A 12,878-nucleotide genomic window follows, 5' to 3' on the forward strand; every position below is an offset into this window, starting at 1 on the left:
TCCTTTCAATACAAAACCACTGGGCAGAAAACCACTGCACCCTCTGAAAACCCTCTAAGCTCCAGTGCGTTCCCTTTTAGAACCGCGTATGATGCGCGACCTTTTGGCGCGTTCGTCGCCAGAATCTCTGTTTTCATTCCTACACCGGGAGGTGCCCAGATGAGTGAGCAAGACCTGCAAAATACCGAAATCACCCCGCCAGCCGGCGAAAAACTGCAGAAAGTGCTGGCGCGCATCGGCGTGGGCTCGCGCCGTGACGTCGAAGCCTGGATCAGCCAGGGCCGCATCAAGGTCAATGGCGTCGAGGCCACCCTCGGCCAGCGCGTCGACCTTCACGATGCCATCGCTGTCGACGGCAAGCTGATCAAGCGCGAAGAGGCCGCCGAGGCCACGCGCCGAGTGATCATGTATAACAAGCCCGATGGCGAGATCTGCACCCGTGACGACCCGGAAGGTCGCCCGACCGTGTTCGACCGCCTGCCGCGGCCGAAAGAAGGCCGCTGGATCAACATTGGCCGACTGGACATCAATACCACCGGTCTGCTGCTGTTCACCACCGACGGTGAACTGGCCAACCGCCTGATGCACCCGTCCTACGAGATGGACCGCGAATACGCGGTGCGTGTCCGTGGCGAAGTCGACGACGAGATGATCGAACGCCTGAAGGCGGGCGTGATGCTTGAAGACGGCCCGGCCAAGTTCACCGACATCCAGAAGGCCCCAGGTGGTGAAGGTTTCAACCACTGGTACCACTGCGTGGTGATGGAAGGTCGTAACCGTGAGGTGCGCCGCCTGTGGGAATCCCAGGGTATGGTGGTCAGCCGCCTCAAGCGCGTGCGTTTTGGCCCGGTGTTCCTCAACTCCGATCTGCCGATGGGTCGCTGGCGTGAAATGACCCAGGGTGAAATCGACATCCTGGCCGCTGAAGTGGGCCTGCAGCCGGTGGCGCTGCCTGCCATGAACCTCAAGGCCAAAGACAAGATGGAGCGCCTGCAGCGCAAGTCGACCCGGCCCATGGGGCGCAGCGAGCGTGTGCGCAGCCTGCGCCCGGCGCAGGAAGCCGCAGCTGCCGAGCGCCCGGCTCGCCAGCCGCGTGAAGAAGCGCCACGCAAGGGCAGCCGCGGCAGTGCGGTGGCTGAGCGTCCGAGCGAGATGCGCAAGCGCCCGACCAAGCCCGACGGTGACAAGCCGGCAGGGCGTGGTCGCGGCAAGCCGCGTGGCTGATCGGCTCAGGCCGTGATCAAAGAGCCAGCCTTCGGGCTGGCTTTTTTTCGTCTGCAGGTTTGTGCAGCCCGCACCGCGCGCCAAGATATTGAAGAAAAAGAATTTTTCGGACGACTGGCAAGTTTTCAAACCGCCCTGTAAAGAAAACTGTACGAATTACCCCGGTTTCTCTTGCTGGGCACCTTCTCTGTAAACAGATCTTGCCGCTCCTGCGGTTCAACAGCCCCGCCTGTGCCGGTAGCCCTATTGCCCCAAACCCCCGTCCCACGCTGATATAGCGACCATTGCCGTGTGCAAAAGCCCGTCCAGAGAGCCGGGCATACAGAACAACAAATGGAGGCGCCATGTACGCCGATCACTCCGCCTTTCAGGGCTTCCTACCACAGGATCGCTGCGTTTTTTCCGAGGAAACGACGCAACGCGTTGACGCCTGCGCGCTTGCAGGGGTATACAGTGCGCCGCGTTTTACCTGTGACCCTCTTGCGTACCGCGCACTCTTGCTCACACCCGGCTGATCCGCTCCGGCGGCGGCTGTGTTCAAGAAACCAAGGTAACCACCTTGCCCATTCCGCTGCGCCACGAGCGCGGTGGGTCCGATTCCGTCACAGATAAAAACAATGCAGGTGACTTCGTTCATGAGTGAACACAACATGCATTCAGGCGAGCTCAAGCGGGGCCTGAAGAACCGCCACATCCAGTTGATCGCCCTTGGTGGCGCGATTGGTACCGGCCTGTTCCTTGGCTCGGCAGGCGTGATGAAATCCGCCGGCCCGTCGATGATCCTGGGCTACGCTATCTGCGGCTTCATCGCCTTCATGATCATGCGCCAGCTTGGTGAGATGATCGTCGAAGAGCCGGTGGCCGGTTCGTTCAGCCACTTTGCCCATAAGTACTGGGGCGGTTTTGCCGGTTTCATGTCGGGCTGGAACTGCTGGGTGCTGTACATCCTGGTGGGCATGTCGGAGCTGACGGCGGTCGGCAAGTACATTCACTACTGGTGGCCGGAGATCCCGACGTGGGTCACGGCAGCGGGCTTCTTCCTGCTGATCAACGTCATCAACCTCATGAACGTGAAGGTGTTCGGCGAAGCCGAGTTCTGGTTCGCCATCATCAAGGTCGCGGCCATCGTGGGCATGATCGGCCTGGGCGCCTACCTGCTGACCAGCGGCAGCGGCGGCCCCGAGGCTTCGGTGACCAACCTGTGGGCGCATGGGGGCTTCTTCCCGCATGGTGTCAGCGGGCTGGTCATGGCGCTGGCGTTCATCATGTTCTCCTTCGGTGGCCTGGAAATGCTCGGCTTCACTGCAGCCGAAGCAGATAAGCCGAAAACCGTGATCCCCAAGGCCATCAACCAGGTCATCTACCGCATCCTGATCTTCTACATCGGTGCGCTGGTCGTGCTGTTGTCGCTGACCCCGTGGGACAGCCTGGTGGCCAGCATCGATGCTTCTGGCGGCAGCTACGGTAGCAGCCCGTTCGTTCAGGTGTTCTCGCTGTTGGGCAGCGACGTGGCCGCCCACCTGTTGAACTTCGTGGTCCTGACGGCGGCACTGTCGGTGTACAACAGTGGTACCTACTGCAATGCCCGCATGCTGCTTGGCATGGCCGAGCAAGGTGATGCCCCCGCAGCCCTGGCCAAAGTCGACAAGCGCGGCGTGCCGGTGCGTTCGATCCTGGTGTCGGCAGCCGTTACCCTGATTGCCGTGCTGCTCAACTACTTCATGCCGCATAATGCGCTGGAGCTGCTGATGTCGCTGGTAGTAGCGACCCTGGTGATCAACTGGGCAATGATCAGTTACTCGCACCTGAAATTCCGCCAGCACCTGGACCGCACCGGCCAGAAGCCGCTGTTCAAGGCCCTGTGGTACCCCTACGGCAACTACATCTGCCTGGCATTCGTGGTACTGATCCTGGGCATCATGCTGCAGATCCCGGGCATCCAGGTTTCGGTGTATGCCATTCCGGTCTGGGTGCTGATGATGTTCGTCTTCTATATCATCAAGTCCAAGCGTCGTGAGCTGGGCAATGGCGCAGCAGCCGGCACCGTTACCAAGTAAGCGCAGCGAGCGGTGAACGAAACCCGATGTCAGGTGGCTGGCATCGGGTTTTTTATGCGCCACCTCGCCGGCGACTGGGCCTGTAAAAGCAGGAAATTACTCAGATCTGCTCGAGCAACCATCCACGAAACGCCCGCAGCGAGGGCAACGCTTCGTTCCTTGGCGGATAGATCAAGTAATAGCTGCGCTGGCTGGCGAACGCCGTACCAGGGCTGAACAGTTCGCCCTTGGCCAGCTCCTCGTCCACCAGTATCCGCGGTACCAAGCCGATGCCGATGCCTGCCCGTACCGCCTGGATCAGGTGTGACGTCAGCTCGAAACTCGGCCCCAGGCGCATCGCCCGGTGCGGCAGGCCATGGTGTGAAAACCACTCGCCCCAGGCATGCGGATTGTTGGCAACGTTGAGCAGTACCTCAGCGCTGATACGTGCCGGGTCCCAACCCTGGGCGTCGACGTTGGCTTGCGGTGGGAGGATCACCACCAGTTCCTCGGCATGCAGCCGATGGCAGATCAGTCCGGGCAGGTCATGGCTAGCCACGCCGATAGCGGCATCGATCTCGCTGGTGTCGAAGTTGATCGCTTCGATCCGCGAGTGTATATGCACCAGCATGCCCGGGTGGGCGCTGTAGAAGGCATGCAGGCGCGGCAGCAGCCACTTGGAGCCGAAAGTGGGCAAGGTCGCCAGGCGCAGCGTACCGACCCCTGATTGGTAAGCCAGGGCCTGCAAGGTGGCACTGCGAATGCGGCCCAAGGCTTCGCTGAGCTCGCGCTGGTACAGCCGACCAACGTCGGTAAGTTGTACCTGGCGGCCTTCGCGGCGGAACAGGGTCAGCCCGAGTTGCTGTTCCAGCGCCTGCACCTGGCGGCTGACCGCGCTCTGGGTCAGGGACAGTTCGGCAGCTGCGCGGGTGTAGCTTTCATGCCGGGCGGCAGCCTCGAAAGCCAGCAGCAATGACATGGAGGGTGTCAGGTGGCGGTAATTCATTCATAAAAGTCATTGATAGCGGCAGGATTATCCGTTTGCCCCTGGGGCGAAACTACAGGAACATTGGCCTTTTCGTCATCCTTGCATGGCTCAATCCATGCCAAGGCGACAGGATTCCCGTGAATTAGCCCATATCAAGAGGCCATCCTTCGATGATCGCCCAGCTGCCGACCACTGCGCCGACCGCCGCTTACCCAGAATTCCTCGAAGCCCTGCGCAACAGCGGCTTCCGTGGCCAGATCAGCGCCGATTACGGTACCCGTACCGTGCTTGCTACCGACAACTCCATCTACCAGCGCCTGCCCCAGGCGGCGGTGTTCCCGTTGGACGCCGACGATGTGGTGCGGGTGGCCGCGCTGATGGGCGAAGAACGCTTCCAGCAGGTCAAACTGACACCGCGCGGTGGCGGCACCGGCACCAATGGCCAATCGCTGACCGACGGTATCGTGGTCGACCTCTCGCGGCACATGAACACCATCCTCGAAATCAATGTCCAGGAGCGTTGGGTGCGGGTGCAGGCTGGCGTGGTCAAGGACCAGCTCAATGCCGCGCTCAAGCCGCACGGGCTGTTCTTTGCGCCTGAACTGTCCACCTCCAACCGCGCTACCGTTGGCGGTATGATCAACACCGACGCCAGCGGCCAAGGCAGTTGCACCTACGGCAAGACCCGCGATCATGTGTTGGAACTGCACAGCGTGCTGCTCGGTGGAGAGCGCCTGCACAGCCTGCCGATCGACGACGCTGCGCTGGAGCAGGCTTGTGCTGCGCCCGGGCGGGTGGGTGAGGTGTATCGGACTGCCCGCGAAATTCAGGAAACCCAGGCCGAGCTGATCGAAACCACCTTCCCCAAGCTCAACCGCTGCCTGACCGGCTACGACCTGGCGCACCTGCGCGACGAACAGGGCCGCTTCAACCTCAACAGTGTGCTGTGTGGCGCCGAGGGTTCGTTGGGTTATGTGGTCGAAGCCAAGCTCAACGTGCTGCCGATTCCTAAGTATGCGGTGCTGGTCAACGTCCGCTACACCAGCTTCATGGACGCGCTGCGCGATGCCAATGCGCTGATGGCGCACAAGCCGCTGTCGATCGAGACGGTAGACTCCAAGGTGCTGATGCTGGCGATGAAAGACATCGTCTGGCACAGCGTTGCCGAGTACTTCCCGGCCGACCCGGAGCGCCCCACCCTGGGTATCAACCTGGTGGAGTTCTGTGGCGATGAGCCGGCCGAGGTCAATGCTCGGGTTGAAGCCTTCATCGATCACCTGCAGCGCGACACCAGTGTCGAGCGCCTGGGCCATACCCTGGCCGAAGGGGCCGAGGCCGTGACTCGGGTCTACACCATGCGCAAGCGTTCGGTGGGGCTGTTGGGCAACGTCGAGGGCGAGGTGCGCCCACAACCTTTCGTTGAAGATACCGCAGTGCCGCCGGAGCAACTGGCCGACTACATTGCCGATTTCCGCGCGCTGCTCGACGGCTATGGCCTGGCCTACGGCATGTTTGGCCACGTCGACGCCGGCGTGCTGCATGTACGCCCGGCACTGGACATGAAAGACCCTGCCCAGGCAGCACTGGTCAAGCCGATTTCCGACGCCGTGGCGGCGTTGACCAAACGCTACGGCGGGCTGCTGTGGGGCGAGCATGGCAAGGGGCTGCGTTCGGAATATGTGCCGGAGTACTTCGGTGAGCTGTATCCGGCGTTGCAGCGACTCAAAGGTGCCTTCGACCCGCGCAACCAGCTCAACCCTGGCAAGATCTGCACCCCGCCGGACAGCGCCGAAGGGTTGACCAGGGTCGATGGCGTGACCTTGCGTGGCGACCTCGACCGTACCATTGACGAGCGTGTATGGCAGGACTTCGGCAGTGCCGTGCATTGCAATGGCAATGGCGCCTGCTACAACTACGACCCCAATGACGCCATGTGCCCCTCGTGGAAGGCTACCCGTGAGCGCCAGCATTCCCCCAAGGGGCGCGCCTCGTTGATGCGCGAATGGCTGCGCCTGCAGGGTGAGGCGAACATCGATGTGCTGGCTGCGGCGCGCAACAAGGTGTCCTGGCTCAAGGGGCTGCCAGCACGGCTGCGCAACAACCGTGCACGCAACCAGGGCCAGGAAGACTTTTCCCATGAGGTCTACGACGCCATGGCCGGCTGCCTGGCGTGCAAGTCATGTGCAGGGCAGTGCCCGATCAAGGTCAACGTGCCGGACTTCCGCTCGCGTTTCCTCGAGCTGTACCACGGCCGTTACCAGCGCCCGATGCGTGATTACCTGATCGGCTCGCTGGAGTTCACCATCCCCTACCTGGCCCATGCACCAGGGCTGTATAACGCGGTGATGGGGTCGAAGTGGGTCAGCAGGTTGCTGGCGGACAAGGTCGGCATGGTCGACAGCCCGCTGATCAGCCGCTTCAACTTCCAGTCCACCCTCACGCGTTGCCGGGTTGGCGTGGCCAGTGTGCCGGCGCTGCGCGAACTGACCCCGGCCCAGCGCGAGCGCAGCATCGTGCTGGTGCAGGATGCCTTCACCCGTTACTTCGAGACACCGCTGCTGGCCGCGTTCATCGAGCTGGCCAATCGCCTTGGCCACCGCGTGTTCCTGGCGCCTTACAGTGCCAATGGCAAGCCGCTGCACGTGCAGGGCTTTTTGGGGGCTTTTGCCAAGGCGGCAATCCGTAATGCCAACCAGCTCAAGGCCCTGGCCGACTGTGGTGTACCGCTGGTGGGCCTGGACCCTGCCATGACGCTGGTCTACCGCCAGGAGTACCAGAAGGTGCCGGGCCTGGAGGGCTGCCCGAAGGTGTTGCTGCCCCAGGAATGGCTGATGGATGTGCTGCCCGAACAGGCGCACGCCGCGCCCGGAAACTTCCGCCTGATGGCGCACTGCACCGAGAAGACCAACGTGCCGGCCAGTACCCGCCAATGGGAGCAGGTGTTCGCGCGCCTGGGCCTGAAGCTGGTGACCGAGGCCACGGGGTGTTGCGGCATGTCCGGTACCTACGGGCATGAGGCACGTAACCAGGAGACGTCGCGGACCATTTTCGAACAGTCCTGGGCAACCAAGCTGGAAAAGGAGGGTGAGGCCCTGGCTACCGGCTATTCGTGCCGTAGCCAGGTCAAGCGCATGACCGAGCGGCAGATGCGTCATCCGCTGGAAGTGGTGTTGCAGTACGCCCGCTGAAACAAGGCCGCTCCTGCAGAGATACGCGGGAGCGGCCTCGTGTCGCGAAAGGGGGGCGTAGCCCCCCGTACGCTCAAATATGCCTGAAACGTCGCGCTTGACGGTACAGATACAGGCTCAACACCAGCCCGCAGCACGCCGCCGCCGCCGCAAACAGAAACATCGAAGCAAACCCGAACCCCGACGCCACCGCGCCCACCAGTGGCCCGGTAATGCCCAGTGACAGGTCGATGAACAGCGAGTATGCCCCCACCGCCGCCCCGCGATTGGCTGCCGAAACCTGATTCACCGCTTCCACGCCCAGCGCCGGGAATACCAGCGAGAAGCCGAAGCCACTGAGCGCCGCTCCGGCCAAGGCGAGCTCTGCGTTGGGTGCCAGCCACAGCATCAGCAGGCCCAGTGTCTCGACCGACAAGCACACGATCGCCACCCTGAACCCGCCAATCCTGTTGATGAGATTGCCGAACAGCAGCCGCGCACAGATGAAGCTGGCACCGAACAGGCTCAGGGTCAGTGCTGCATTCGCCCAGCCACGGCTGGCGTAGTAAAGGGTAATGAAGGTGGCGATGGTGCCAAAGCCGATCGAGCCCAAAGCCAGCCCCGAACCATGCGGGAACACTTTGCCCAGCACCCGCAGAAACGGCATACGCACGCCGCTGACAATCGGCGCAGCGCGTTTTGGCCATGCCAGCAGCAGGCCTACCGCGCATAGCCCGATAATGCTCACCCCCATGCTCCACAGCCCCAGGTGCTTGACCATAAGCACACCCAGTGGCGCACCGATGGCCAGCGCACCGTAGCTGGCGATCCCGTTCCAGGAAATGACTTTGGCGGTGTTTTCGGCGCCGACCCGGCCAATCCCCCAGCCTATCGAACCCGAGCCCACCAGGCTTTCTGCGCTGCCCAGCACCAAGCGTCCGACCAGCAGGCAGGCCAGGCTCAGCCAGGGCAGGTGGGTAAGGAATGCACAGGCGAGCATGAAAACACCACTCAGGCCGCAACCGGCGAGGCCATACATGACGGCCTTCTTGCTGCCCAGGTTGTCGATGATGCGGCTGGCTGTGGGGCGGCTGAGCAGCGTGGCGAGGTATTGCACACTGATCACCAGGCCGGCGACGACGGTGCTGAAGCCCAGATCGTTGTGCACGTAGCCAGGCAGCACGGCGAGGGGGATGCCGATGTTCAGGTAGCCGATAAAGGTGAACAGGACGATGGAGACGACTTGCAGGGTGACCGCAAGGGGGCGCGGTGAGTCGGGCATGGGGGCCTACGTGACAGAAGTTCTGGACGGTGTGAAAACGTGATGACAGCGGTAGTCCGAAAGTCAGCCGTTTTCACACAGTCGGGGGGATGCGCGGTTATTCCTGGTCAGCGCTGGATTGATCGTCGCCATCCTCGACGGCAGGCGCCGGTTCGGAGTGAGCGGCAACGGTTTGCTCTTCGGGGTTCAGGCTTGGGAAGGGAAGATTCGGGATTTCGTGCATCTCGTCGTTCCTCGCAAGTGTGAGTGAAAAGGCTGCGCCAGGCGCGTTTGGAGCTTCGCAAAGCTGAGGCAGGATACACAAGTCTGGATGACAGTTTGTAATTTTTCCCGGTCGCTTGTCGGTTTTGCGGGCGGATACCGGACATTTTTCCGACAAGGCAAGGCCGCGGCGCGCACTACAAATGGCGCGCGCAGCGGCCTTGTCTAGCGTGTTACTTGCGCCCTTCAGCGGTCTCGGCAACCTTGTCAGTACGCGCGCACATGATGAAGTCGTTCCGGTGCAGGCCCTTGATGGAGTGGCTCCACCAGGTCACGGTGACCTTGCCCCATTCGGTCAGCAGGCCTGGGTGATGACCTTCGGCTTCAGCGATTTCGCCTACTGCGTTGGTAAATGCCAGGGCGTGCTTGAAGTTCTTGAACAGGAACACACGCTCCAGCTCCATATGACCGTCACGTACTTCGATGTTCCAGTCCGGAATCTCGCGGATGAGTTCGGCCAGTTCCTCGTCGGTGACTTTCGGCGCATCGGCGCGGCAGGCTTCGCAGTGGGCTTGGTTCAAGGCATTCATGAGGTGTTTTCCGATTCGAGTTGTTGTCGGCAAGGTCGCTCAGGCGGCGACCTTGGGTGGAAACTTCGGTGCATGCAGCCCCAGCTGCATGGCTTGCTGGACCATGCCCATGATGTCTTCGTGGGCCAGGTCGAACAGGCGCTTGAGGTTCGGTAGCACGAAATACAGGGGCTGCAGGATGTCGATACGGTAGGGGGTGCGCATGGCCTCGATCGGGTCGAAGGCTTGGTGCTCCGGCTCACCGGACAGACTGTAGACGGTTTCTTTTGGCGAAGAGAGGATGCCGCCGCCATAGATCTTGCAGCCTTGCGCGGTCTCCATCAGGCCGAACTCAATGGTCATCCAGTACAGCCGCGCCAGGTACACGCGCTGCTCCTTGGTCGCGGCCAGGCCCAACTTGCCGTAGGTGTGGGTGAATTCGGCGAACCAGGGGTTGGTCAACAGCGGGCAGTGGCCGAAGATCTCGTGAAAGATGTCGGGTTCCTGAAGGTAGTCCAGCTCTTGCGGGGTACGGATGAACGTGGCGACCGGGAAGCGTTTGCTGGCCAGCAGCTCGAAGAAGGTCTGGAAGGGGATCAGCGCCGGCACACGGGCAACCTGCCAGCCGGTGGTGGCGCCCAGCACTTTGTTGATCTCGCCCAGTTGCGGGATGCGGTCATGGGGCAGCTTGAGCTGATCGATGCCATCCAGGTACTCCTGGCATGCCCGGCCTTCGATGACCTTCAGCTGGCGGGTGATCAGCGTGTTCCACACCGCATGCTCTTGCTGCGGGTAGTCGATGAAGCCTTGCGCATCGGGCTCGCGTGCCACGTATTGCGTCTGTTTCATGTGGCTCTCCTGGTGAGGGCTTTTATTGTTATGTCCACGACATACCTAAGAAATATCCCTTCATCGGCCCGATTGCACGCGGTGTCAGAACCCCTGAACTGCAGTTTTCAGGTGTTTTTCGTAACGATAATTTTACAAACATAGCGGCATCGCGGAAAATTCGGTGTATCGAGCTGGCCTTTGCTGTGTTTTTGTCAGCTTTTCTTTACGAATTTTGTGCGGCCGGTTTAAAAACTTCGCCGCTTCGAGAGCTTTCATGCGTATCAAAGTGCATTGCCAGAACCGCATCGGCATCCTTCGGGACATCCTCAACCTGTTGGTGGAGTACGGAATCAACGTACTGCGTGGTGAAGTCGGCGGTGACCATGGCAATGCCATCTACCTGCATTGCCCGAACCTCATCAACCTGCAGTTCCAGGCTCTACGTCCGAAATTCGAGTCGATTGCCGGGGTCTTCGGGGTCAAGCGTGTCGGCTTGATGCCCAGCGAGCGACGGCACATGGAGCTCAACGCGCTGCTGGGGGCGCTGGATTTCCCGGTGCTGTCGGTCGACATGGGCGGCAGCATCGTCGCCGCCAACCGCACCGCCGCGCAGTTGCTGGGCGTGAGGGTCGACGAGGTGCCGGGCATCCCGTTGGCGCGCTATGTAGAGGACTTTGACCTGCCGGAACTGGTGCGGGCCAACAAATCTCGAATCAATGGCCTACGGGTCAAGGTCAAGGGTGATATTTTCCTGGCCGACATCGCACCTTTGCAGTCCGAGCATGACGACAGCGAGGCATTGGCTGGCGCGGTGTTGACCTTGCACCGTGCCGACCGCATCGGTGAGCGGATTTACAACGTACGCAAACAGGAGCTGCGCGGCTTCGACAGCATCTTCCAGAGCTCGCGGGTGATGGCGGCTGTGGTGCGTGAGGCGCGGCGCATGGCGCCGCTGGACGCGCCGTTGCTGATCGAAGGTGAGACAGGTACCGGCAAAGAGCTGTTGGCGCGTGCCTGCCACCTGGCCAGCCCGCGGGGGCAGGCGCCTTTGATGGCCCTCAATTGTGCCGGCCTGCCAGAGTCCATGGCGGAAACCGAGCTGTTCGGTTATGGCCCCGGCGCGTTCGAGGGGGCCCGCGCCGAAGGCAAACTGGGCCTTCTGGAGTTGACCGCTGGCGGAACACTGTTCCTCGATGGGGTGGGAGAGATGAGCCCGCGTCTGCAGGTGAAGTTGCTTCGCTTTCTGCAGGACGGCTGCTTCCGTCGCGTTGGCAGTGATGAAGAAGTTTACCTGGATGTACGGGTGATCTGCGCAACCCAGGTGGACCTTTCCGAATTGTGCGCTCGGGGCGAATTCCGCCAGGACCTGTACCATCGCCTCAATGTGTTGTCGTTGCACATACCGCCGTTGCGCGAGTGCATGGACGGCCTGGAAGGGTTGGTGCAGCACTTTCTCGATCAGGCCAGCCGGCAGATTGGTTGTGCCCTGCCGCGCCTGGCGCCTGCGGCGATGGACAAACTGGCGCACTACCATTGGCCGGGCAATGTCCGGCAACTGGAAAACGTGTTGTTCCAGGCGGTGTCGCTGTGCGAAGGCGGAATAGTGAAAGGCGAACATATCCGCTTGCCGGATTACGGCGTGCGGCAGCCCTTGGGTGAGTTTACCCTTGAAGGTGATCTTTCGCAGATTATCGGGCGCTTCGAAAAGGCTGTACTGGAAAGTCTGATCGGGGAGTATCCAAGTAGTCGGGCGCTGGGCAAGCGGCTGGGTGTTTCACATACAACCATTGCTAACAAGTTGCGGGATTATTCGCTGGGCAAATCGAATGAATGACTGAGTGGCGAGTGGATCAAACTCAAAACTGTTCATTGTGTAACTGTTGACGAATGGGCCCCGCAGGGCCCAAATCATTCATCAGCCGTTGGAGCAGCCGTTACCCATCACGCGGTATTCGAGAATGTGCTTCTGGCCCTTGGAATCCTCGTAAGTCATGCGGGCAGGCACGACTTCGCACACGTTTGGCACTTCGCTCATGGAGATGACACGGGCGATATCCAGGTGCTGCGAATAGCTGTACTGTTCAACCGGAATCTGCTCGGCATCCTTTGCTTCATCGGCCATCGCCGCGCTGCAAAGACTACCAAGTACCAATACCAGTAACGCTTTCATTTTCTATTTACCTGTCTAAGGTCGTGAGGGGGCACGCGGTGCTTGTGGCGCCGCGAATATAGCCAAGTTTTCAACTATCGGATTAGATCGCGATTAACGAATTGCCTTCGTGGGGGCTGTGACTGTTACCAGTTGTTAATCGCTTTGCCGTTGCTGGCGAGGTGAATCTTATGCCTCGGTAATTAAGGGAAACAGTGGGTGTTTTGATAAAGTTTTTTCGTCTTTTGACAGAAACTGTAACAATCCCCCCGGCAAAATCTTTCGCTTTCCCCTCTCGCCGGGCCGCCAGCTGCGGCCTAGAGCCTTTCCGGCCGCCCACAAGGTGCGCAGCACGTTGCGTTACTACCATCGTCGTATGGCTTTTGCCGCTCTGGTACAGTTACAAACGGTTCCATACAAAAACAACTATT

10 protein-coding genes are annotated in these 12,878 nt (G+C 61.0%); 4 read left to right on the forward strand and 6 right to left on the reverse strand.

The features are described 5' to 3' along the window. The first annotated feature begins 159 nt into the window (after nt 1-159). Together rluB and ACW4TB_RS26630 are read left to right on the forward strand one after the other, a co-directional pair. Nucleotides 160-1,224, forward strand: coding sequence for a 23S rRNA pseudouridine(2605) synthase RluB (rluB, locus tag ACW4TB_RS26625; protein WP_279929767.1), 1,065 nt, complete (start codon nt 160-162; stop codon nt 1,222-1,224). Between the two features lie 635 nt (nt 1,225-1,859). Then, nucleotides 1,860-3,281: an amino acid permease gene (locus ACW4TB_RS26630; protein ID WP_012315611.1), complete on the forward strand. Its 1,422-nt coding sequence runs from the start codon at nt 1,860-1,862 to the stop codon at nt 3,279-3,281. Nucleotides 3,282-3,381: 100 nt separating this feature from the next. Here ACW4TB_RS26630 and ACW4TB_RS26635 read toward each other — a convergent pair whose 3' ends face one another. Further along, nucleotides 3,382-4,266: a LysR substrate-binding domain-containing protein gene (locus ACW4TB_RS26635; protein WP_012315610.1), complete on the reverse strand. Its 885-nt coding sequence runs from the start codon at nt 4,264-4,266 to the stop codon at nt 3,382-3,384. 152 nt (nt 4,267-4,418) lie between these two features. On the opposite strand from ACW4TB_RS26635, the gene ydiJ reads away from it, so the two are divergent. After that, complete coding sequence (gene ydiJ, locus ACW4TB_RS26640; RefSeq protein ID WP_279929771.1) at nt 4,419-7,436, forward strand: D-2-hydroxyglutarate dehydrogenase YdiJ; 3,018 nt, start codon at nt 4,419-4,421, stop codon at nt 7,434-7,436. A 73-nt stretch (nt 7,437-7,509) separates the two neighbouring features. Here ydiJ and ACW4TB_RS26645 read toward each other — a convergent pair whose 3' ends face one another. From ACW4TB_RS26645 to phhA, 4 genes are all read right to left on the reverse strand, one after another. After that, nucleotides 7,510-8,697: an MFS transporter gene (locus tag ACW4TB_RS26645; protein ID WP_254466247.1), complete on the reverse strand. Its 1,188-nt coding sequence runs from the start codon at nt 8,695-8,697 to the stop codon at nt 7,510-7,512. A gap of 97 nt (nt 8,698-8,794) precedes the next feature. After that, nucleotides 8,795-8,920, reverse strand: a complete 126-nt coding sequence (locus tag ACW4TB_RS26650) for a hypothetical protein (RefSeq protein ID WP_256345817.1) — start codon at nt 8,918-8,920, stop codon at nt 8,795-8,797. Between the two features lie 211 nt (nt 8,921-9,131). Further along, complete coding sequence (locus ACW4TB_RS26655) at nt 9,132-9,488, reverse strand: 4a-hydroxytetrahydrobiopterin dehydratase (protein ID WP_003254532.1); 357 nt, start codon at nt 9,486-9,488, stop codon at nt 9,132-9,134. Between the two features lie 39 nt (nt 9,489-9,527). Continuing rightward, entirely contained in the window at nt 9,528-10,316 is a 789-nt protein-coding gene (gene phhA / locus ACW4TB_RS26660) for a phenylalanine 4-monooxygenase (protein ID WP_012315607.1), read from the reverse strand. A gap of 256 nt (nt 10,317-10,572) precedes the next feature. Between phhA and ACW4TB_RS26665 the strand changes: the two genes are divergently transcribed. Further along, nucleotides 10,573-12,132, forward strand: a complete 1,560-nt coding sequence (locus tag ACW4TB_RS26665) for a sigma-54-dependent phenylalanine hydroxylase transcriptional regulator PhhR (RefSeq protein ID WP_012315606.1) — start codon at nt 10,573-10,575, stop codon at nt 12,130-12,132. Between the two features lie 81 nt (nt 12,133-12,213). Here the strand turns inward: ACW4TB_RS26665 and ACW4TB_RS26670 are convergent, their stop codons facing one another. Continuing rightward, nucleotides 12,214-12,468, reverse strand: a complete 255-nt coding sequence (locus tag ACW4TB_RS26670) for a DUF2790 domain-containing protein (protein ID WP_012315605.1) — start codon at nt 12,466-12,468, stop codon at nt 12,214-12,216. Nucleotides 12,469-12,878: the final 410 nt, after the last annotated feature.

The organism is Lelliottia jeotgali, assembly GCF_977070485.1.

Bases quoted from the DNA above. Each gene is read 5' to 3' on its own strand.
- ACW4TB_RS26635 (WP_012315610.1), bottom strand. From the start codon at position 4,266: ATGAATTACCGCCACCTGACACCCTCCATGTCATTGCTGCTGGCTTTC.
- ACW4TB_RS26650 (WP_256345817.1), bottom strand. From the start codon at position 8,920: ATGCACGAAATCCCGAATCTTCCCTTCCCAAGCCTGAACCCCGAAGAG.
- ACW4TB_RS26645 (WP_254466247.1), bottom strand. From the start codon at position 8,697: ATGCCCGACTCACCGCGCCCCCTTGCGGTCACCCTGCAAGTCGTCTCC.
- ACW4TB_RS26655 (WP_003254532.1), bottom strand. From the start codon at position 9,488: ATGAATGCCTTGAACCAAGCCCACTGCGAAGCCTGCCGCGCCGATGCG.
- rluB (WP_279929767.1), top strand. From the start codon at position 160: ATGAGTGAGCAAGACCTGCAAAATACCGAAATCACCCCGCCAGCCGGC.
- ACW4TB_RS26665 (WP_012315606.1), top strand. From the start codon at position 10,573: ATGCGTATCAAAGTGCATTGCCAGAACCGCATCGGCATCCTTCGGGAC.
- ydiJ (WP_279929771.1), top strand. From the start codon at position 4,419: ATGATCGCCCAGCTGCCGACCACTGCGCCGACCGCCGCTTACCCAGAA.
- phhA (WP_012315607.1), bottom strand. From the start codon at position 10,316: ATGAAACAGACGCAATACGTGGCACGCGAGCCCGATGCGCAAGGCTTC.
- ACW4TB_RS26670 (WP_012315605.1), bottom strand. From the start codon at position 12,468: ATGAAAGCGTTACTGGTATTGGTACTTGGTAGTCTTTGCAGCGCGGCG.
- ACW4TB_RS26630 (WP_012315611.1), top strand. From the start codon at position 1,860: ATGAGTGAACACAACATGCATTCAGGCGAGCTCAAGCGGGGCCTGAAG.